Annotated in this window: 20 protein-coding genes, 5 tRNA genes and 1 riboswitch; of the genes, 8 read left to right on the plus strand and 17 right to left on the minus strand. The window is 51.8% G+C overall.

The genetic code is table 11. The features are described from left to right. Nucleotides 1-6 precede the first annotated feature (6 nt). The 8 genes from mutM to M0P74_02490 all read right to left on the minus strand — a co-directional run bounded on the left by mutM (nt 7) and on the right by M0P74_02490 (nt 3,454). Nucleotides 7-792, minus strand: coding sequence for a bifunctional DNA-formamidopyrimidine glycosylase/DNA-(apurinic or apyrimidinic site) lyase (mutM, locus tag M0P74_02455; GenBank protein ID MCK9362454.1), 786 nt, complete (start codon nt 790-792; stop codon nt 7-9). A gap of 126 nt (nt 793-918) precedes the next feature. Next, a complete protein-coding gene (thiM, locus tag M0P74_02460) occupies nt 919-1,728 on the minus strand; it encodes a hydroxyethylthiazole kinase (protein ID MCK9362455.1) in 810 nt (269 codons plus the stop codon). 272 nt (nt 1,729-2,000) lie between these two features. After that, complete coding sequence (locus tag M0P74_02465; protein ID MCK9362456.1) at nt 2,001-2,423, minus strand: hypothetical protein; 423 nt, start codon at nt 2,421-2,423, stop codon at nt 2,001-2,003. Between the two features lie 13 nt (nt 2,424-2,436). Beyond that, a complete protein-coding gene (locus M0P74_02470) occupies nt 2,437-2,691 on the minus strand; it encodes a hypothetical protein (protein ID MCK9362457.1) in 255 nt (84 codons plus the stop codon). Between the two features lie 392 nt (nt 2,692-3,083). After that, nucleotides 3,084-3,159: transfer RNA gene (locus M0P74_02475), tRNA-Lys, on the minus strand. A gap of 16 nt (nt 3,160-3,175) precedes the next feature. Beyond that, a tRNA-Arg gene (locus M0P74_02480) sits at nt 3,176-3,252 on the minus strand. Between the two features lie 38 nt (nt 3,253-3,290). Beyond that, a tRNA-His gene (locus M0P74_02485) sits at nt 3,291-3,367 on the minus strand. A gap of 10 nt (nt 3,368-3,377) precedes the next feature. Beyond that, a tRNA-Arg gene (locus M0P74_02490) sits at nt 3,378-3,454 on the minus strand. A gap of 223 nt (nt 3,455-3,677) precedes the next feature. Between M0P74_02490 and tpiA the strand changes: the two genes are divergently transcribed. From tpiA to M0P74_02525, 7 genes are all read left to right on the plus strand, one after another. Further along, nucleotides 3,678-4,448, plus strand: coding sequence for a triose-phosphate isomerase (tpiA, locus tag M0P74_02495; protein ID MCK9362458.1), 771 nt, complete (start codon nt 3,678-3,680; stop codon nt 4,446-4,448). A 4-nt stretch (nt 4,449-4,452) separates the two neighbouring features. Then, nucleotides 4,453-4,815: a preprotein translocase subunit SecG gene (gene secG / locus M0P74_02500; GenBank protein MCK9362459.1), complete on the plus strand. Its 363-nt coding sequence runs from the start codon at nt 4,453-4,455 to the stop codon at nt 4,813-4,815. 172 nt (nt 4,816-4,987) lie between these two features. Beyond that, nucleotides 4,988-5,074 (plus strand) — tRNA-Leu (locus tag M0P74_02505). A 301-nt stretch (nt 5,075-5,375) separates the two neighbouring features. After that, nucleotides 5,376-5,837 (plus strand): hypothetical protein, encoded by a 462-nt coding sequence (locus M0P74_02510; protein MCK9362460.1) that lies wholly within the window; start codon nt 5,376-5,378, stop codon nt 5,835-5,837. A gap of 28 nt (nt 5,838-5,865) precedes the next feature. Further along, on the plus strand, nt 5,866-6,183 hold the full coding sequence (locus tag M0P74_02515; GenBank protein ID MCK9362461.1) for a hypothetical protein: 318 nt from the start codon (nt 5,866-5,868) through the stop codon (nt 6,181-6,183). Between the two features lie 251 nt (nt 6,184-6,434). Further along, nucleotides 6,435-7,580 carry a 4Fe-4S binding protein gene (locus M0P74_02520; GenBank protein MCK9362462.1) on the plus strand — a complete coding sequence of 382 codons (1,146 nt, stop codon included), beginning with the start codon at nt 6,435-6,437 and terminating at the stop codon, nt 7,578-7,580. A 283-nt stretch (nt 7,581-7,863) separates the two neighbouring features. Further along, on the plus strand, nt 7,864-8,688 hold the full coding sequence (locus M0P74_02525; GenBank protein MCK9362463.1) for a DUF1460 domain-containing protein: 825 nt from the start codon (nt 7,864-7,866) through the stop codon (nt 8,686-8,688). A gap of 10 nt (nt 8,689-8,698) precedes the next feature. Here M0P74_02525 and M0P74_02530 read toward each other — a convergent pair whose 3' ends face one another. The 8 genes from M0P74_02530 to M0P74_02565 all read right to left on the minus strand — a co-directional run bounded on the left by M0P74_02530 (nt 8,699) and on the right by M0P74_02565 (nt 17,134). Further along, nucleotides 8,699-9,703: a DUF4922 domain-containing protein gene (locus M0P74_02530; GenBank protein ID MCK9362464.1), complete on the minus strand. Its 1,005-nt coding sequence runs from the start codon at nt 9,701-9,703 to the stop codon at nt 8,699-8,701. After that, nucleotides 9,693-11,183: a glycosyltransferase family 2 protein gene (locus M0P74_02535; protein MCK9362465.1), complete on the minus strand. Its 1,491-nt coding sequence runs from the start codon at nt 11,181-11,183 to the stop codon at nt 9,693-9,695. Before M0P74_02535 ends, M0P74_02530 begins: the two co-directional genes overlap by 11 nt. A 112-nt stretch (nt 11,184-11,295) precedes the next feature. Beyond that, complete coding sequence (locus M0P74_02540) at nt 11,296-12,468, minus strand: pyruvate carboxyltransferase (GenBank protein MCK9362466.1); 1,173 nt, start codon at nt 12,466-12,468, stop codon at nt 11,296-11,298. A 226-nt stretch (nt 12,469-12,694) separates the two neighbouring features. Next, a complete protein-coding gene (locus M0P74_02545) occupies nt 12,695-12,871 on the minus strand; it encodes a hypothetical protein (GenBank protein ID MCK9362467.1) in 177 nt (58 codons plus the stop codon). Between the two features lie 11 nt (nt 12,872-12,882). Further along, nucleotides 12,883-14,214 (minus strand): phenylacetate--CoA ligase family protein, encoded by a 1,332-nt coding sequence (locus M0P74_02550; GenBank protein ID MCK9362468.1) that lies wholly within the window; start codon nt 14,212-14,214, stop codon nt 12,883-12,885. Between the two features lie 21 nt (nt 14,215-14,235). After that, on the minus strand, nt 14,236-15,537 hold the full coding sequence (locus tag M0P74_02555) for a TRAP transporter large permease (GenBank protein ID MCK9362469.1): 1,302 nt from the start codon (nt 15,535-15,537) through the stop codon (nt 14,236-14,238). Continuing rightward, a complete protein-coding gene (locus M0P74_02560) occupies nt 15,530-16,012 on the minus strand; it encodes a TRAP transporter small permease (GenBank protein ID MCK9362470.1) in 483 nt (160 codons plus the stop codon). Before M0P74_02560 ends, M0P74_02555 begins: the two co-directional genes overlap by 8 nt. A 96-nt stretch (nt 16,013-16,108) precedes the next feature. Continuing rightward, entirely contained in the window at nt 16,109-17,134 is a 1,026-nt protein-coding gene (locus M0P74_02565; GenBank protein MCK9362471.1) for a TRAP transporter substrate-binding protein, read from the minus strand. A 383-nt stretch (nt 17,135-17,517) separates the two neighbouring features. Here M0P74_02565 and M0P74_02570 point away from each other — a divergent pair, with 383 nt between their 5' ends. Further along, a complete protein-coding gene (locus tag M0P74_02570; GenBank protein ID MCK9362472.1) occupies nt 17,518-18,261 on the plus strand; it encodes a M48 family metallopeptidase in 744 nt (247 codons plus the stop codon). Nucleotides 18,262-18,519: 258 nt separating this feature from the next. Here M0P74_02570 and M0P74_02575 read toward each other — a convergent pair whose 3' ends face one another. After that, entirely contained in the window at nt 18,520-19,452 is a 933-nt protein-coding gene (locus M0P74_02575; GenBank protein MCK9362473.1) for an energy transducer TonB, read from the minus strand. Nucleotides 19,453-19,574: 122 nt separating this feature from the next. After that, nucleotides 19,575-19,810: riboswitch (cobalamin riboswitch) on the minus strand. Between the last annotated feature and the right edge of the window lie 252 nt (nt 19,811-20,062).

A 20,062-nucleotide genomic window follows, 5' to 3' on the forward strand; every position in this document is an offset into this window, starting at 1 on the left:
TCTCTTCTATTTCTGGCAGTTCGGGCAAAACCACGTTCCCCGCCCGCCCAGCTTTATCCGCTCGATTTTGCCGTCGCAACGGTTGCAGGCAGCGCCTTCACGCGAATAAACTTCGAGATTTTCCTGGTTTTTGCCGCTTTTCCCGAAAAGGTCGCGCCAATCGGAAACAGTTGTCCCCCGACACTCGACGGCCCGGCTGAGAATCACCTTGGCCTCCCTTTTCACCTTTCCCCATTCCCGGAGCGTCACACCGCTTGCCGGCCGACGAGGGTCAATCCCCGCGGCGAACAGAATCTCGCAGGCGTAGATGTTGCCGATTCCCGCGATTGCGCGTTGATCCATCAAGAATGATTTTACCGGCATCTGCCGTTTTCTGGATATTTCCCACAAGGTGCGTGCCGGGATTCCCTTGAGAGGGTCATTGGCAAGCGCTGGCGCCTTCTCCTCCGGCCGCACACAAAAGGTCCCAAAACGGCGTGGATCAATCAAAAGTAACGTCCCTTTGGTAAAATAAATGGCCAGGCGGGAGTGCGCTGGGAAAGGGGGAGAAACCTGTTCCGGCAGATAGAGGAGCCGGCCTGTCATCCGCAGGTGCAGTGTCGCCGTCAGGCCTCCGTCCAGGTTCAGATCAATAAACTTCCCCCGTCTTTTGACTGAAAGAAACTTCCGCCCCGACAGCTCCGGCTCTTTTCCCAGCAGTGAATCAAGAATCTCGATCCGGAGGATTTTTTCCCCCGTTACAACCTGGTCAAGCTGACGGCAGAGGGTCTCCACCTCGGGCAGTTCCGGCATTTTCAATCCTTATAAAAGCGGGGCGGTTCCGGACGCGACAAAGCGCGTCCCTGCAATAAGGGCGGTTCGCGAACCGCCCCAACTTCGTTTTCATCCTTCTTTTTGACGACTAACCGTCATAAGGGTTTAATAATTATAACTGCTAATTAAAAGTGCTGACGCAATTTGCTCGGCAGAAAGGGCATACAGGGCATCAAGGAAATTGAGCTGGAGGCTGCCCGGTCCCTGCGAGCGGGAAGCAGCAAGCTCGCCGGCGATCCCCATTACCGACATTGCCTCAGCGGCGGCAAGAAAGGGGTCGGAAGATACCGCGGCAAAGGCCCCGCAGAGGGCGCTTGCCGTACAGCCGAGGCCCGTTACCCGCGCCATCAGCAGCGGATGGCCATTTTTAGTCATGATCACGCCGGCTGGACCAATGGTGTAATCCGTCGCCCCGCTGATGCAGACGACGGAACCGGACTGCTGATGCAGCTCGCGGCCGATCGCCACGGCTTCTTCGGAGGAGGCGCTGCTGTCCACGCCCTTCGTCTTGCTATCGGCATCCAAAAGCGCCATGATTTCCGATGCGTTTCCGCGGATGATCGTCGGGGGAACGGTTTTGATAAGTTCACGCGCCGTCTTGGTACGGTATGAGGTCGCCCCGGCGCCAGCTGGGTCAAGAACGATCGGAATTCCTTTTTTGCGCGCCGCCTCGGCCGCCTTGAACATCGAGGCTACCCATCCTTCACTCAAGGTGCCGATGTTGACGACCAAGGCAGAGGCAATCCCGACCATCTCCTCCATTTCTTGCCCGGCATGGGCCATGATCGGCGAGGCGCCGATGGCAAGCAGGGCGTTGGCCGTATTGTTCATCACTACGTAGTTCGTTATGTTGTGAACCACCGGCCCTTTTTCCCTGATTGCCTGCACCGCTGCCCATATTGAAGAAGGCGTCATAATTCAAGATACTCCTGAACGATATGGGGAACACACCATAAATCAACTCTCAAAATATGCTCCGAAATTTCCCATATAAAAAGGGCTTCCCGAGGGAAGCCCTTACTTTTGGTGAGCCCTGTCGGGATCGAACCGACAACCTACTGATTAAGAGTTATCCCATCTAAGCCCAATAAGGGCTAAATAGCTGAATTTTCACTGTAGTATCATTGGCTCTCTAGTGCCTAATAGGGTCTGGAGAGCCTATTTTTTTGTCTTTTCACCCACTAAAATCACCCACAGGAGTTTGGGTAGGTAATGTTTTCCACACAGTTTACCGTATCCGCTGGTTTCATTGGCCCAACATTTGAAACACCTGGGATAAAAGGAATTTTTGGTTTTTCTTTTATTGTTCCTATTATCTCGCTTATATCTGTTTTAGTTTTATTCCATCCTATTAAAAAGAAAACTCCCATAATAATCCCAAGAATACCAGAAATTAAATTTAAATTAATCGATAAAGTTGTTTGATAACTAGTTTGTTTTGATATTTCTGAAATTGCATTGATTAAGCATGGTATACCTACAGCGAACGAACCAATAAAAAAATCCTTCCAATTACTTTGACAGGCGGTTTGTAAGTTTTCCAATTCACTGGGTGTTAGGGAATAATCAACTCTTTCAGGGTCATAGTGAATATAGTTACTATTCTGCATGTCCATTTTCTCCTTATTCCTTGGGTAATAAACCCAGGACACCAAGAGCAAAAATTCTAACATTCCCACAATTATTACATATTAATGCCGCAACGGGTATCTGAGGCGTGGGTATTCTTAAAGAGCCGGATAAATCGGTAATGGGCAATGATACAGGCTGGTCTGCCACGGCCCAATTGTTTTTACTGCATAACTCGCAAACAACATTAATTTTTTTATTTCCAAGTGCTTCAATTACTTTTTGCTGGTAGTCGCCTGGTAATCCCATTTTATCACCCTCCCCAAAAGCTATCCACACCCAACACTTGACAAGTTTTATACACCTGTTATTATTAAGATACAATAAATTTTAATTATAAAAATATGTGTTCTCACAACAAAATCAAAAAAGTAGGAGAAAGGCTAAGACCCTTCATGGGAGGTTGGAGAATTTTTGAAGTTTGGAAATGCCCCGCCTGCGGATTTGAAGAAATAAGGCAAACCAATTTTATGCAGTACAGCAGAAACAAATATGATAGTCAAGCGAGATTTGAAATTAAGTAAGTATAATCAGCCGTCCTTTGACAACTAATCAGTAGCTCTTCCCCGAAAAACTCACCCACAATATTCACCCACAAACCAAAAAGGGGCTAGCTTTAGATAAGCTAACCCCCTGAAATTTGGTGAGCCCTGTCGGGATCGAACCGACAACCTACTGATTAAGAGTCAGTTGCTCTACCAGCTGAGCTAAGGGCCCTGATTCTATACTGTTCTGGTGCGCCCGGTAGGATTCGAACCTACGACCAACAGATTCGAAGTCTGCGACTCTATCCAGCTGAGCTACGGGCGCATGATTTTGCTGTTTCTATCTCTGCCCGGCGCCATAACTGGGGTGAGTGAAGGGATTTGAACCCTCGGCCTCCGGGGCCACAACCCGGCACTCTAACCAGCTGAGCTACACCCACCATCCATATATGGTGCGCCTGGAGGGATTCGAACTCTCGACCCACGGATTAGAAGTCCGTTGCTCTATCCAGCTGAGCTACAGGCGCATTCCTTTTCCAAGCCTGCGTTCAGTATCTCTTCACAGAACGTGGACTTCTAAACTCTTTAACTTTTTTTGTCAAGCTCAAAATAAAATTTTATGGAATAAAAATATTGACGGGCAGCGCTATAAGCGGCTATTATACCGGCAAATCTGAAGAGTTTGTTATTGGTCTCCATGAATTTGAAAACATTGATTAATTCATTATAATTAAGCGGCAGGAGGGAAAAGTGGCTCGCACGGTAATCGCTGGGAACTGGAAGATGAACAAAACCATTGGCGAAGCGGTTGCCTTTGCCGCTGATTTATGCAAAGCGCTCGCAGATAAACCTGATTTGCCCGAAATAATCATCGCCCCGCCCTTCACCGCCCTTCAAGCCGTTTCCGCCGTAATCAGCGGATCATCTATATCCCTGGCCGCGCAGAATATCCACGAGGCGGATAAGGGCGCGTTCACAGGCGAGATATCCGGCGGGATGCTTCGGGAAGCCGGCTGCCGCTTCGTAATCATCGGCCACTCGGAAAGGCGAATCCTCTTCGGCGAGGAAAATGAGCGCCTCAACAAAAAGCTCGTTGCCGCCCTCGGGGCCGGTCTAAACCCAATATTCTGCATAGGGGAATCCCTCCAGAATCGAGAAGAAAACCGCATGGAAGAGGTTATCGGAGAGCAACTGAAAGAAGGGTTGAATAATCTTGACGACAATGATATAAGGCGCATCCTTATCGCCTATGAACCGGTCTGGGCGATTGGAACGGGGAAAACGGCTGCCCCGTCGCAGGCCCAGGAAATGCACCGGTTTATCAGGAATTGGATAGCCGGAAGGCACTCAAAAGAACTTTCGGAAGAGACCGTCATCCTGTACGGAGGCAGCGTCACACCCCAGAACGTCGCCCTGCTCATGTCCCAGCCAGACATTAACGGGGCGCTTGTCGGCGGGGCGAGTCTGGATGTAGAATCTTTTGTGCGGATTGTAGAATATAAATCAAATCAAGGGGTATAAAAAAGTGCATACACTGATCACCATTTTACACATCATCATTTGCCTAATTCTGATTCTCGTCGTTCTTCTTCAGGCAGGAAAAGGCGCCAGCATGGGCGCTGTTTTCGGAGGTTCAAGCCAGACAGTCTTCGGAAGCAGCGGACCGGGGGGCTTCCTCAGCCGGATGACGACAGTCGTCGCGGTTGTCTTTATGCTGACCTCTTTTGGCCTCTCCTACATGGCCTCGCACAAGGGCTCGTCGCTGATGGAAGGCGCGGTAAAGCCGGCCACCCAACAAGCCGCGCCAGCGCCCAAAACGGCTGCTCAGTTTCCAACAGCCGCCCCGACTGCGCCGGGACAACCAGCCGCTCCGCTGAGCTCCAAATAGTGAAAACGCGGAGGGCCATCTCCTGATCATAAGGATATGAAACAAGGACATGGTCAGGAAAAGCCTCCCCGGACGGTTCTTTTTATATTGACAAACTTTTTTGAAACAGGTAATGACACGCTCCGCCGCGATGCGTTGGTAACAGCCCTTGCATGGCGCTTCACGGTTCGCTGCCGAAGTGGTGGAATCTGGTAGACACGCTATCTTGAGGGGGTAGTGGACACAATCCGTCCGGGTTCAAGTCCCGGCTTCGGCACCATAAAAAGAAAACAGCGACAAAGGGTGGTTAGAGATGCGATCTGACCACCCTTTGTCTATTGGAGCAGTTTTGAATTGCTTTTCAGCAAAGCTCCCGCCCCGGTCTGTCAGGAATGATTTATTCGGGAATGACAAATGGTTTTGCAATTGCCTCATGTGAAATTAATCACACCTTGCTGTTTTTTCACTTGACAGAACATCCCTGTACGCTAATAGTGATCATCAAAGTTTTGAGAGAAGCGAGTGTTGCTTATTTTGTCTTCAGCACGCAGGTGAGAAGAAGATAAACTAAGGAGATGCTTATGAAATGGTATAAAATGGCTGCGCTGATCTTGGGCATGCTGATTACAGCAACGACTACGGCCGTAGCCGGAGATTTTGACTGGCTCAGGGATCTTAATATTCAGGCGCAGGCTGATTCATCAGGATTCAGGGCAAGGCTTGCCACCCGCTTCCAGATCGGCGATGCCCAGATCAGCGCAGTGCTGGGGAATATCACGGATCCGGCAGACGCATACATGGTGTTCAGGCTGGGAGAGTTGTCCCATAATTCGCCGGAAAGAGTAGTAGATGTGTACAAGGCCAACAAGAAAAAAGACTGGGGCGTCATCGCCCAGCAGTTGGGGATCAAGCCCGGCTCCTCTGAATTTCACGCCTTGAAGCAGGGTCATGATCTCGACCGTGGCTCAGACAAGGGCAAGAAAGACTCGCAGGGTAAGAATAAAGTTAACGACAGGGATAAGGGAAAGGGAAAAAACAAATGATCGCGACAGTGATCGATTGGAGGATAATATGAACAAATTTTTTATTGCCATTGTTTTGGGCGCTTTATTGTCTGTTTCCTGCGCTGCAACCATCGGACCTCATGGCGCCAGCGTCTCGATCGCCCCGGCTCTTCCCGTAACGGTGGAGTTGGTGGAGCCATACTACGTTTATGGCGGCTATCACTATTATTACAATAATGCCCGGTGGTACTACTCCCGTTCGCAGAGTGGTCCCTGGATTGATCTACCCAGGGACCGTTATCCAAAAGAGGTGAGAAGAAGGGGTAACGATCGCGATCGCGGAGATCAGGGCAGAGGGCGGAAGACCGGACATGATCGCGATTAGTCTTCAACGGTTGAAATAAGCGAAGTTTGCAAAAAAATCAGAGAATTTCTTACCGGACTGGCCGTTGAGTGGCTGGTCCGGATTGTTGAAATATTCCCTTGACTTCTCAACTCATTTTAGTTCAAAGTCGTTCCCGCAATGATCCCTTGACTTTAATCGTATTGCAGCGTCTGTATTATCGATGGCCAAATACACGGTAAATTGAAAGCCCCACGATCTTAATTTTCCGGGAAAAAGGAGCGCGTAAAAACATGGCCGATGACAGCATTGATTCCAAAGTATATCGGAAACTGCAGCAAAAACTGGATAAACTGCCGATTGCTTTCCCTGCCACTGAATCCGGCGTGGAAATTCGGATATTAAAGCATCTGTTCACCCCCGAACAGGCGCAAATCGCCCTATCAATGAGTTTTATTCCCGAACCGACAGCCGTTATTCAAAAGCGCCTCAAGAAAAAATACCCCGTTTTTCCCGAGCTGGAAAAAATTTTAGATCAAATGTCCGATCAGGGCAGTATTAGCCGCAGCATCACCAAAAACGGGCTGAAAATATTCAGCATTACGATGCTGGCGATCGGCATGTTTGAATTTCAGGTGGCCCATCTGAAAAAAGAATTCTATGAGGATTTCAAGCAATACATAGATGAAAAATTCCGCGATGCCCTCTTGAATCCCAAATTTACCCAACTGCGTCCTGTTCCAACCAAAGGCTCTATTACGCCCGATCTTAACATCATGCCTTACGACGACATTCGCCAGGTGCTCTCCAAGCATCATGGCCCGTTTTTAGTCGTTGATTGCATCTGCAAAGAAGGGCAGGATTTGCTGGGTCATCCCTGTAAAGTAACCAAAGAGCGGGAGATTTGCCTGCTCTTTGGCAATGCTGCCCGCAATTATAAGGATCATGGATGGGGAAGGGAAATTACCAGGGAGGAAGTTTTTAAAATTTTAGATAAAGGCGAGGAAGACGGCTTGGTGGTGCAGCCCTCCAATTCTCAATATCCGTTTTGTGTTTGCCTGTGTTGCGGCTGCTGCTGTGAAGTGCTGTCGAATGCAAGGCCTCTGCCTAACCCTGCCCAGTATTTTTATTCCAACTATTATGCTGTTACAGATGATGATCTCTGTATCGGGTGCGGTTTATGCGTCGATCGCTGTCAGATGGATGCAATTACCTTAGAAGATGGTAAAAGCAAAGTTGATTCAGGCAGGTGTATTGGCTGCGGACTATGTACAACAGTTTGTGACACACAAGCCATTCACCTGCAGAAAAAGGAGCCAATAACCATCCCGGCGAAGGACACCACGCAATTTTATCTGAATCTGATGCGGGCCCGGGCGGGAAATGCCAAAATGATCCTGATGATGACCCGTCGCGCCTTGGGAATGGCCATCCCCTGAAATTCCAATCTGTCATCAACATGACGTAAGAGAAATGGCCGAGGATATTGGGGTAAAAATCTCTGAAGCGCAATTATTGACCCCATCCCCGGGACAAGCACAAAGAGCAATGAAAACGTAGTTTAATGTTCACAAAACGAAGTTTAATGTTCACAAAATTGGAGGGACGCGCTTTGTCGCGTCCGGGGGGGGCGAGCGCATGAAGCCCCAAAAACACTACAACGTAAGACATTGATATTGTTTATATAAATTTTATTCTCATACAAACCAGCAGGTTTTACGAGTGGACAAAAAAAAAGAAGCCGCCGCCGTTTTTCTCCCCGAAGACCGAAAGATCTGCGAGACGATGCTGGGCGCGGCGGCAGAGCGCAAAGACAAAGAGAAAACCCTGCCAGAGCTTGCCGTATCGTTGGGCAAACAGTTTCTCGGCGCCCCCTACCAGCCGCAGACACTCGAGCGCGAAGGCGTAGAAATCCTTGTTGCCAATCTGCGCGCCTTTGACTGCATGACCTTCGTCGAAAGCGTCATCGCACTGGCGCTTGCGATTAAGTCCGGGGAAACCGACTACCAATATTATCTGGAGAAACTGAAGAAAATGCGCTACCGGAGGGGCCTGATAGACGGCTACCCGTCACGTCTTCATTACTTTACCGATTGGCTTCGAGACAACGAACATAAGGGGTTGGTCGTTGACATGACAGCACGCTTCGGGGGCATTCCCGTTAACAAAAGCATCGATGAACTGACCCGCCACCGAGACGACCATCCGCCCCTTCAGGATGACGCCATTTTTCGAAAAATGCAAAAGGTGGAAGCGGCCTGTTCACGGCGCGCCTTTCATTTCATCCCGAAGGAGCGCTGGGGGGAGACGGAAGGGGGAATTGCCGACGGAGACCTTATCGCGATAACAACTAACCGGGAAGGGATCGACGTTCTCCACGTCGGATTTGCCGTGCTGGTCAAAAAAAAGACCCACCTTCTGCATGCATCCAGCAAAGCCGGCGCGGTAGTTTTATCAGACGTTACGCTGAATGGCTACCTGCGGGAAAAGCGCTCCCGCACCGGGATAATTGTCGCCCGCCTGACATCAATTGGGCGAATAAAGTAGACTGTCCCCTTTATTCGGAAAGAATTTTCCCGACCATCGCGTCATTGAACGCAACCTCCCGGTAAATGCTGGCCACCGTTTCGGCCGTCAAGGCATGAAAATCCCTCTCCCGGGGGGCAATAATCACCCCTCCCATATCGGCAGCCCCGGGACTGACGACAAGCTGATCGTCCCCTTCGCGAAAAAATGCGTCCGGACGATGCTTCAATCGGGGGAAAAGAAGCAGCTGCCAGCCTTCTTCCGTACGGGTGCAGAAAATGTTCAGCGGCGGCTCGCCTGCGGAAACGGTCATCCGGCTTCCGAGAATCCTTAAAATCCTTGTAACCGCGCCGCTGACGGCCGAATCGCTGCTTCCGCGGATCACCAGAACGCCCCGCGCCAGTCCCTCTGTTCTGAATATCTCCACCCCGTCGACCTTTGCTTCACTCCGATTTTCTGGCGCAAGCGCCTCCTTTTCGATCGGCATAAACCCGCAGGGCGCCGCCTGAAAGTGCAGGTGATCGGGCGCCGAGGCGCCGGCCCGGGGGCCATTGTAAAAAACGGTCATCCCGGGGCCAAGATCATCGGCAAGGAGCAGCAGTAATTCAACGTTTTCCGAGAGTGACTGCGGCGCATGCCGGATGGCGGCGATCGTCAAATGGCCCGGGAAGATCGGCGCCGGATTGCAGAGTACATTATAATTATTGCGGTACAGGATTGCTTCCTGCTCGGCGGGAAGATTTTGCGGACACAAAAAACAGGGCCGTTTTTTTATCGATTCCGGATCGAGCTTCGCCCCACTGCTGACCATCCGCCGCGGATTGCACTGTATCTGCACCCGCCAGTTGCCGCCGTCGATCTCCCTGGTCAGGGACTTCTCCAGGGCGGCATAGCCCTTCGCGAGGGCGGGCCAGTTTTTTTTCTGTTTCTTAAGCAACTGCGTAGCTGATTCGGCAAGCGCGCCTGGCCCTTTTCCACCTGCAAAAACTGAAAAATATTCTTTTTCTGACATATGTACGGCTCGATCACTTGCCATCAAAAGCGGCTTCCTTTCTATTCATGGTCTGGCGCGCCTTAATCTCTATCGTTCGGAGCCGATCCTTATAAGCATTGTAACGATTCACCTGCTCTACCGTCAAGACAGAGTCGGTATTGCCTTCCCAGCGGCGGCACAGGTAGAGGCTTTCGTATATCCTGCCGACGCGGTATTCCCGGGAGAGGCGCAGGGCAACCGCGTAATCCTCTCCATAGCCGACGTTCGGAAACCCGATCTGCCTCAGCAGGGCTGTGTCAAAGGCCCTCGGCGCGCCGATGCCGTTGACGCGCAGGAGGTTGTTCCTGCCGTTTTCTTCGCTCCACTCGGTATGAGCGATCAGCCCCGGCGGAATCTCCCGCAGGTCGGCATCGACTATCGTGTAGGAACCGACGGCAAGCGCGCATCTTTCCATGCGCAGCAGCTCGACAAGCCGCTGGAGGACATCTTCGCCCCCGTAGAGGTCGTCGGAATCGAGCTGAACGGCATATCGCCCGCAGAATTCAGAGAAAACAGCTTCGTTCCAACAGCCACCAATCGAGAGATCAAACCGTCCGGGAATAACAAGTTTTAACTGCGGCGCTTGCTCGGCAAGCCCGGAGAGGATATCCGTTGTCCCGTCTGTTGAATGGTTGTCAACAACGATGACATTGAAAGGAAAATCTGTTTTCTGGGCAAGGGCGCTTTTGACTGCATCGGAGACGGTCTTCGCCCGATTGCGCACGGGAATCACAACGCTTGCCTCCACGGGAAACGCCTGCGTGGAAGCGGGAATATCTTTGCATATGGGCGACAGCCATGTCCCTGTCCGCTTGAGATGCGCCGTCGCCGCCTCCTCGCACTCTCTTTGAAAATCACTATTTCGAGGGTCAACGTAGGAAAACCCTCCCTTCGCCTCACCGGCCTTCTCGCCGCCGCTTTTTATAATTATGCTGAGGCATTCCGGCAGATGAAACAACTCGCACTCTTCGGCAATTTTCAGGCGCAGGTCATAAAAGCCCGCCCAGCGGCAGGGAGAAATTGCCCCGTACTTTTTCAGGGCGTGACGGGCGGCCTCAACATCCATCATAATTAACGGGCCAAAATCGAAATCGTCGCGGATGCTCCCCACCTGGTAGTCGTTAACCGGATGGTCGCTGATGACGTCATTCTCCAACTCGGCGTAATCCGCATAGATCATTCCGGCGCCGGTTGCGAGGGCAATAGACAAAAGACGCTCCGGGGCGCGCAGATCCGGCCGCACATCCCCGCAAGCGACATACAGCAGATAGCGGGTGGCAACACGGTAAATGATTTCATTCCAAACCTGCCCGGAATAAATATCCGCGGCCGGAATGGTTTCACAACGCGCGAAGGGGGTTGTCTGATCACCGGCAGAGAGCGGCAAAATCCGGCTGACCAGGGGATTCTCTATGATTTCGTTCGGAATCTCGTTCCGGAAACCCCTGCCCCGGGAAATGACGATGGTGATCATATCCTTCATAATGGTGTTTCCGTGCACCGCGGCAAAGAAAAACAGGAAAACGGCGATTTCTCCTGTGCCGAGAAACCGCCGTTTGTGACTTCATGGACTTGGCTGACAGATAAGCAACGCCTCATTCTTGCGGACGGAGCCGCTCCGGAAGCACAGCCTGCGGCGCCCAATCCGCGGGGATAAGCTGCCCGGGTTTCTCGCCGAGCTTTTCGGTGAGTTTCTTCAGACCGGGACGGGCGAATTCCCTGTGGCCATTTTTCTCCGTCCGCCCGTTGTAAATTGCCTCGGAACGCAGCCGCCGGCCGATGGTCTTTTCCATCTGCCTGCCCAGTACCAAAACCCGATCAACGTCATATCCGTGTTCGATCCCCATTTCGTCAATCATCACCAGCAGATCCTCCATCGTGATGAGACCGACATAGCGCGGATCCTTGTAATAATATTCCCCGGTGCCTTTTACCGGGCAATCGTTGAGGAAATTCGCCGGCTGACCGCCCAGGCCGCCGAGCGTCGCCTCAAAACGGCAGATGCCGGCCTGCATCGCGGCCAGAACGGACGCGGACGCGATCCGCTTCGTCTCGTGAAAATGGGCTAAATGCACCTCGGGTTTGGGGATCGCATCCAGAATCATCGAGTAGTACCGGTAAACATCAGCCGGCGATGCGGAACCGTCGTGGTCGGCGTGCTCTATGTCATACGCTCCCAACTCTAGAAAACGTTTGGTGAATTCGACGGCATCCGCCATATTGGTCGCCCCGGTGATCGGGCTGCCCCAGATCGTGCTGACCGTTCCGTTCATCTTGATTCCGACGTCGGAGGCCTTCTTTATGCACCTCTCCACCTCTTTCCAGTACTGGGAAAGCGTCGTGCCGGAATTGGCAAAGTGGTGCTCCGGATCAGTAGAAACCATCATCAGAATCCGGTCCGGGCCAATCCCCTGCTTGCTGAGCTCAATCGCCTTGTCCACCGCCACTTCCCTGATGGTAACGGCCGTAAAGGTAAGTTCTGCCGGATTGATGCCCCGGCGTTCGCAGTTTTTCCGGAAACGCTCCCCGCGGAAATGCGTCAGTACCGCTTCCGCATCCTTGAACTGGGGGATGCCGGCGGGATTGCCGAGGTTGGTGAGCTCTATCTCCCGGCACCCCGCCATTATCATCTCTTCGGCGTAGAAAATCTTCGCCTCAGTGGAGATGGTTTTCTCCTCATGCTGAAACCCGTCACGGATCGTAATGTCGCCGATCGTCACCTTCCTGGGCATCCGGGGGAAAATCTTCCAGTAATCATACTCGGTCATAAAACACGTTCTCCCTTATTTTTCGATTTTATTGGTGGAGGCCACTGTAAAACTTATTACTCCTTTGGAACGCAAGGGTAAAAGACCATTTTTACGTGCACAATTTAAATTTACATAACTTTTTTGTCAAGGGAAAAGACACCTTCGGGGGAACTGCTCGTCAACTCCGATCTAATGGTGAGCAGCTACCTGAATAAGCCGGAACGAAGCCTGATCCCGGCAGTTTTTAAAGGGCCGACACATCGGGGATGTTAATCTCGAGCATCTTGATGCTGGCCATAATGCGGCTGGCGTTGCGGTAAAGGGCGGGGAAGTCTTCGCCCATTGTTTTGAGCTCCTCCGCCGTTTCCCGCAGCGATTTGATCTTTTCTTGAATTTCCTGCAGGTCTTTTTCTCCCGTCATGGTTTCTCCGTTCAATGCTTTTCTCGCAAATCCTTGAATCTTTTTGCCTTTACGTCATATCTGGGCAGAGTGCCGTAGTCGTGAAACTCGAGATTATAGCCGAGGTTGGTATTAAGCCGCAACTGATCCTTCAGATTGGTTTCGATGCGCTTACGTTCGTCCTCCCGTCCTTTAACTATCTCGATTTTGAGGGTGATGCGGTCAATGTCGCCTACCTTGTCAACGATTACCTCGAACTCATCGGCCAGGCCATCCATCCCTCTGACAACCTCCTCAATCGCCGAAGGAGACAGCAGCACCCCCTTTACCTTGGTAATGTCGTCCGACCTGCCGACAACCCCGCCCTTGATCATCCGGAAGGTTCTTCCGCATGAGCAGGGGTCAGGCGCCCATTCGATGAGGTCTTTGGAGTCGAAGCGGACGCAGGGCTGGGCCTGCCGGTCGAGGGCGGTGATGATCATTTTGCCTCGGCGCCCCGGCTCTTCGATATACTCCCCTGTATCCACATCCTGAATCTCCACAAGGAAAAGGGCCTCGTTCACATGCAGACCGCCGGTTTGCTCCTGGCATTCATAGCTCCATGCGCCGATCTCGGTAGCGCCGGCGTGGTCAAAAACCTTGGCGTTCCAGGCATCTTCCATCCGTTTTTTGGTCGCGGGAATGCTGGCGCCTGGTTCTCCGGCGCAGGTGATCCGGCGGATGGAAAGCGAGCGCGGATCTATGCCCATTTTCCTTGCCGTATCGGCCATCCCGAGGACATAGGTGGGCGTCGCCATCATGGCGGTACACTCAAGTTCCTGAATCTTCAGGATTCTTGCCTGGGTGTCCAGAACCCCGCCGGGGACTATCTCGGCGCCGATTTTTTCCACCGCGTAATGGCCTGCCCAGAAGGCGACAAAGACATTGTATCCGAAAGGCAGGAAAACCCGGTCGCGGGGACGATAGCCCTGCGCCCAGAGGATGTATGCCCAGCTTTCGGCCCACCACTCCCAGTCCTGCCAGGTGTCGGGTTGATAAACGGGCTGGCCGGTGGTGCCGCTGGTTTGCCGGAATTCCGCCACGTCTTCAAGGGGCACGCACAGCGCATCGCCATAGGGGAAGGGGGGCTTGCGCTGAATGCCCCGCATCAGCGATTTTTCCACAGTCGGGATCCGCCGGATATCTTCGAAGGAGCGGATGTCTTCAGGTTTGATTCCCGCCTTTTCGTAGAGTCCGCGGTGAAATTTTGAGCGCTCATATGCCCAGCTGAAAATCTTTTTGAATTTTTCGAGCTGGAGTTTGCGAATCTTTTCACGGGACAGCGTTTCGAGAAAGGGATTCCAGTATTTTTGTTCAGAAATCAAGCTAATACTCCTTTTTTAAAGCTATTTCATCAAAACTGAAGGAAGATAAGTGGCAATCTGCGGGAATATAAACAACAGTAACGCCGCGCCTACCAGACTTATGAGAAAGGGATAGACCCCTCTGTAAATAACGCTGAATGGCTGTTTCGTGACTGCCCTGACCACGAAGACGTTGATCGCCACGGGGGGAATGACTACCCCGATCATGACGGTAATCGCTATGATCATGCCGAACCAGAGGGGATCGTAGCCCAATTTGATTATGGCTGGATAGAAGATAGGGGTCGCCAGGATCATGAAGGCCAGATCATCAATGAAAGAGCCGCCGATCAGGTAAACGATGGCGATGATGACCATGATCACATCGGGCGTTAGGGGAAGGGAGATAATCCAGTCCGCCGCCAGCATCGGGATCTTGGTTCTCGTGAGAAAATGGCCCAGCACCGCGGAGCCGGCAATCAGCATGAGCACCATGCTGGCCGTGCGCAGGGATTCCACAACCGATTTGATGTATCCTTTGAAATTGATATCCCTTTTGATAACGGATAAAAGCAGGACGGCAAAGGTGCCGATGCTTCCCGCTTCGGTGGGGGTGAAGAAGCCGTACATCAAGCCGCCGATGATTAGAATAAATACGCCAACAACCCACAGCACCTCGGGCAGCGAGGCAATCCGGACCTTCCATGTCGATCGCTCGCCTTTAGGCCCAAGTTTTGGATTGATCCTGCACCAGAAATAGATGGTAAGGATGAAGAAAAAAGCGATCATCAATCCCGGGACAAGGCCGGCGAGAAAAAGTTTGCCGATGGACTGCTCCGTGATGATGCCGAAGACGATCAAGGTCACGCTGGGCGGCAGGAGAATACCGAGCGTGCCGACGGTTGCCACGGTTCCGGTGGAGAGGCTCTTGTCGTAGTTGTAGCGATCCATCTCGGGAACGGCTACGCTGGCAAAGGTCGCTGCGGTGGCCGGTGAAGACCCGCAGATGGCTTTAAATACAGTAGCTCCGGCAACGGTCGCCATGGCCAGACCGCCAGGGATGTGCCCGATAAATTTGTAGGCGGCGTCAAAGAGTCTTTTGGCGATGCCGGCATTGAAGGCGATCTGCCCCATCAGCACAAAGAGTGGAATGACGGTGAAGCCATAGGAGGTGAAGGCGTCAAAAAAGTCCTTGGCCAGGAGGTTCATACCGGCGCTAAACGAAACAAGATAGCTGAACCCTATAAATCCGACCAACGCCATCGCAAAGGCCAGTTCGATGCCGGTCAAAAAAAGGACAAGGACGATAGAAAGTCCCATGATTCCAATCGTAACGTCACTCATAGGCGCCTCCTGTTACCTGAAAGATTTGGGCTATGAGGACGAGGCATTGAACGAAGGCGCAGAAACCTAATCCAAAAGCCACTGGGTAGAAGGGCAACTGCAGCGTGAGCGATACCTCCCCTGACCTGTAAAAGTCCATCCCCATTTTGATGAGATTCCAGCCGAGTATTGAAAAAAGCCAGATTCCGAGCAGCCTGGTGATGATGTTTACTGTATTCCGCACGGCTTTGGGAAACTTTATGACAAAAAAGTCCACAAGCACATGCCCCTTGAGCAGGGTGGTAAGAGGAACGGCAAACCCGATCACGATGGCCCCGGCAAACGCGACCAGCTCATAAGTGCCGACAATCGGCTTGCGAAATGACCTCAGAATGACATCTAATACTGTCAGAAACATGATAAAGGTAATGGCAATGCCGGCAAAGATATCAAGGAACTTTCCCAGCCCTTGCACTTTGTTGATTATTGACTGCATGAAGCACCCCTTATTGATGTTTTTCTGTTTGGAGGACAAATTTGGATAGACAAAAAGGAGGGAAGGGATGCGACTCATCCCTTCCCTGAGTAACCTTTACTTCTGAAGTTTTTTGAGTTCAGTCTGGCAGAATTTGAGCGCTTCGTCGCCGGGGAGGTTTTTCGCCTTCGCGGCCTTTACGTAGTCATCCAGAACGGGTTGCACCAGTTTGTGCCATCGATCGTCCTCTGCCTTGGAGAGCTTTATGATCTTGATTCCTTTGGCAGCCGCCAGCTCATAACCAATCTTGTCGATTTCATCCCAAGCCATTCCCGTTTTGATGATCCATTCTTCATTTACGGCTTCAATGATTTTCTGGAGATCAGCCGGGATGGATGCCCATTTATCCTTGTTCATGACAACGAAAAAACCGGTCGTGTAAGCAGAACCGAAATTCTGCGTTGTATAACCGACCACTTCCGCCAGTTTCCAGCCTTTGAGGGCCTCCGCAGGGAACACGCCGCCTTCTGCGACGCCCTTCTGAAGCGCATCGTATCTATCCGGCATGGGCATGGCGACCGGAACCGCGCCGAGCGCGGCTACGATTTTAGCGCTCAGACCATGGCACGCAATCTTCATGCCTTTGAGTTCTTCCAGAGTCGAAACGGGCTTCTTGGTGTTGAGGATGCCGGGGCCATGGGCGTGCAGGTACATCACTTTTACATCATCGAATTCCTTCGGCTTGAACTTCTTGTAGTAAAGATTGATCAGCTTCGTGGCTTCGAGACCGTTTCGGTAGCCAAGGGGAAGGTCGATAACCTCGGTCAGGGTGAATCTGCCGCGCGTGTATCCGAGAACGGACAATCCCACATCAGAGAGGCCCTTCACGACACCGTCGTAGCACTGGGCTGCCGGGGTCAGGGTTCCTCCCGGGAAAACCGTTACCTTTACCCGGCCGTTCGTTCTTTTTTCGATCTCCTTCCCCCACTCTACGGAAAGGACGGCGTTCTTGTGAGGGGCTGGGAAAAAGTTGGAGTACGTCAGTTCGATGGGTTTTGTCTGCGCCGAGACAGGAGAAACGATCAAAGACAGCCCTACGATTGATAAACCAAAAAACAGAGAAACTACTTTCCAATGCTTCATTTTGCTCCTCCTTCAATATTGTTGAATGCGAAATGATGGACGCTCCTGATGCGCCATTTCCCGTTTGCTTGCCTTTCCTGGGACGTGAAGACGGAGAAAGGCTGGTTCAATAAAAAATCAGAAAATCACTTTTTGTCCTAGTTGTTGAGGATTCCGGGTTTTTCTAATCACAAATCGATTTATTGTCAAGCAAAATATCTTTGAAGCTCCGATTCTTTGCTTGACTTCCCTTTTGCTTTTTTCTTCTGTCTCTGATATTTTTGCGACTATGGACAAAAAATAAGGCCGATAAATGCCTGCATTTGCTGAAATAATTCAGGAAGCAGCAAGAGGACCGGGTTGCAGAAGTTACTGTAAAAATTGTCCCGGACGTCAGGAATTGGATGGATAAAAATTTGCCGTTGCCAAAGGAGAGGTTAGTTGATTATCGAGTCCGCGTTTCCGAGCGGGCGCGGCACGTTCGTTTGCAGATCTCGCCACAGGACGGCCTTATTGTAGTTGCTCCCCGGTATTTTGATCTGGCCCGGATCCCCGCGCTGATCGAGCAAAAGCGAGAATGGATAGAGGGTCATCTGCGCCGGTTTGCCGATATGCCCGGCGGTCGGGAAACCATGCCCGCCTTAATCCTACCGGATGTCATTGACCTTCCCGCGCTGGGCGAGGCATGGCAGGTGCGCTACAACCCGATGAACACCGCTGTGGTCGGGATTGTCAGCGAGGCGCCGGGGGAGCTGATTGTTTACGGCGCCGTCCATCATCAACCTGCCTGCCGCGAGGTTCTGATCAACTGGCTGCGGCGGCGCACCCGCGAGGAACTCTGCGCCTGGCTTTCCACCCTGGCCGCTGAACACGGATTTGCGTTTGGAGAATCAGTGGTACGGGGGCAGAAAACCCGCTGGGGGAGCTGTTCAGCAAAAGGGACTATATCTTTAAGCTATAAGCTGCTTTTTTTAGAGCGCGACTGGGTGCGCTGTGTACTTTTGCATGAGCTGTGCCACACGGTTATCATGAATCATTCTGCCGATTTCCGGAGGCTTTTGAATCGTCTTGAACCAAAAAGCAGGCAGATTGACAGGGAAATGCGCGAAGCGGCAAGGCGGGTCCCCGTCTGGGTGGAAAAGGGCTGACGGCGCTTTCGGATCGTCTGCCGGTCTTAGTGCCTGTCCACAAATAACCTGAACATCTTGCATCTCATCTTTGGGCCATCTTTGGCTGTGGCTCAATCACAAAATCCTCAACGTAGCGCTGCTATGTCTGCGGTTTTGTTCAATCGCCGCAACCAAATCCAACCCAAATCTGAGCGCAATCTTGCCCAGGTTACTTGTGGACAGGCCCTTAGTCTGAATGGTAACTTTAGCGGTTGAGAAGGGCGAGGATGTAATGCTTCATTCCAGTTTGAAGCGTATCGGTAGAACCGCCCGGGAAAAGACTTTTTGCCCATTGACAGAGGCCGGCGCAAAGGTCGATTTCTTGACCGCTTCGATTGCCGCCTCCGTCAACCCGTAACCAGCCGGTTCGGTCACGTCAATCCTCTGAACTTTACCCATCTGATCGATAAGGAGCGTCAAAACGACCCTCCCTTCTTTCCCCTGTCTTCGGGCGAATGAGGGATAAACCGGAGTTGCCCGGCGAATGAAAGTCGGGGCGTTTGTTTCGCCGAATTTCGTCTCGAGGGGGATGCCGCTTCCCGTTCCAAGCGAGGCATGGCCGCCGGAACCGCTTCCGAAACCAGTTTCTGAACCAGTTTTGGAGATTCCCCAGGGATTGCTTCCTGCCGCACCGGTGGTTGCTGCGCCCGCAGACGCGCCGCTGTTTTGCGAAACGCTTTGCGTTGTTCCCCTGCCGTATTCAATGCCGTCTGACACAGCCGCGAGCAATCCATCACCCTTTGCGATCTCGGAAGGGGTCGGCAGGATTGTCTCTGCAGATTTTGCCGTACCGGATTTTTCACTGGTCTGGGGGATCTCTTCAGTTGCAATCTTTGTTGCCACGGCAGGCGCCGCTGTTATTGCATTATTTTGCACCTTTGCCCGTTCCTTTTGCGGCGGGGGAGCGGTCTCTCTTTGCCCTTCTGCCCGGGAAGCAGACGATTCTTTTTGTAAAAAATACGAACCATCTTCCTCAAAACTTATATGGAAGGTTTGTACGGCAACCGTGTCGGCGGCTGGTTGGAGCGCCAAAAAAAGCAGAAAGAAGGCATGAAGCGCCACAGAGGCGACTATCGCGGCGTGGATTGCGCTCAGATGGAATCCGCATGCATTTCCCTGGGTCTCTTCGCTTTCAAAATACAGCGGTAATGTTTTTTCCTGAACTGCCATTTCGTTTCCCAAAAAAGTAGTTGCATAAACCAAAAAATCCCCGACCACAAAACTATGGTCGGGGATTACACGTTTTTATAATCCTCAGATAATAAAATTCCGTCTTCTTTACCTTCGAAGATAATAACGGGTCTGATCCTGGCCGGTCTCCTGGCTTGCAGGTCATCCTTCCCCCCGTGCCTTCCCATCATAACGACAGTGGCCGGCAACCCGGAACCAGGCTTAAGCAAAGCCGGCAAAACTGTTCCAAGTCCGTAACGGGGGTCGTCGCTGCTTACAGTGGCGGGTCCGCTCCCGATTTTAACGGGATTCCCTATTATGCCCCCAAGAGGGCGTTACCAAGACAGATTCTCTTGCAAAAGAACGTAATTTTTCCAAACTAAAAGCTTGCTGGATGGCTAACACAGCTACCTTTCCCTGTCAAGATTTATCTGGAGTGCAAAAGGCGCCTCCGGCGCGAGTGTTTTTGCAAGGGTAGAGGCAGGGAGGCCCGCAAAGGCAATCTTTGCGACAGCGGCAGCAAGCAAAATCCCGGGCTGCCGGCAAAACCTTTCTCTCTTGTGAATGAAAACGCCGCTTGACAATGTTGTTTAGATATGTTAATGTTTAA

It is taken from the genome of Syntrophales bacterium (assembly GCA_023229765.1).
Taxonomy (GTDB): Bacteria; Desulfobacterota; Syntrophia; order Syntrophales; family UBA5619; genus DYTH01.

Coding starts and splice junctions, on each gene's coding strand:
- mutM (MCK9362454.1), bottom strand. CDS start 792: ATGCCGGAACTGCCCGAGGTGGAGACCCTCTGCCGTCAGCTTGACCAG.
- thiM (MCK9362455.1), bottom strand. CDS start 1,728: ATGACGCCTTCTTCAATATGGGCAGCGGTGCAGGCAATCAGGGAAAAA.
- M0P74_02465 (MCK9362456.1), bottom strand. CDS start 2,423: ATGCAGAATAGTAACTATATTCACTATGACCCTGAAAGAGTTGATTAT.
- M0P74_02470 (MCK9362457.1), bottom strand. CDS start 2,691: ATGGGATTACCAGGCGACTACCAGCAAAAAGTAATTGAAGCACTTGGA.
- M0P74_02510 (MCK9362460.1), top strand. CDS start 5,376: ATGAAATGGTATAAAATGGCTGCGCTGATCTTGGGCATGCTGATTACA.
- M0P74_02515 (MCK9362461.1), top strand. CDS start 5,866: ATGAACAAATTTTTTATTGCCATTGTTTTGGGCGCTTTATTGTCTGTT.
- M0P74_02520 (MCK9362462.1), top strand. CDS start 6,435: ATGGCCGATGACAGCATTGATTCCAAAGTATATCGGAAACTGCAGCAA.
- M0P74_02530 (MCK9362464.1), bottom strand. CDS start 9,703: ATGGCAAGTGATCGAGCCGTACATATGTCAGAAAAAGAATATTTTTCA.
- M0P74_02535 (MCK9362465.1), bottom strand. CDS start 11,183: ATGAAGGATATGATCACCATCGTCATTTCCCGGGGCAGGGGTTTCCGG.
- M0P74_02540 (MCK9362466.1), bottom strand. CDS start 12,468: ATGACCGAGTATGATTACTGGAAGATTTTCCCCCGGATGCCCAGGAAG.
- M0P74_02545 (MCK9362467.1), bottom strand. CDS start 12,871: ATGACGGGAGAAAAAGACCTGCAGGAAATTCAAGAAAAGATCAAATCG.
- M0P74_02555 (MCK9362469.1), bottom strand. CDS start 15,537: ATGAGTGACGTTACGATTGGAATCATGGGACTTTCTATCGTCCTTGTC.
- M0P74_02560 (MCK9362470.1), bottom strand. CDS start 16,012: ATGCAGTCAATAATCAACAAAGTGCAAGGGCTGGGAAAGTTCCTTGAT.
- M0P74_02565 (MCK9362471.1), bottom strand. CDS start 17,134: ATGAAGCATTGGAAAGTAGTTTCTCTGTTTTTTGGTTTATCAATCGTA.
- M0P74_02570 (MCK9362472.1), top strand. CDS start 17,518: ATGGATAAAAATTTGCCGTTGCCAAAGGAGAGGTTAGTTGATTATCGA.
- M0P74_02575 (MCK9362473.1), bottom strand. CDS start 19,452: ATGGCAGTTCAGGAAAAAACATTACCGCTGTATTTTGAAAGCGAAGAG.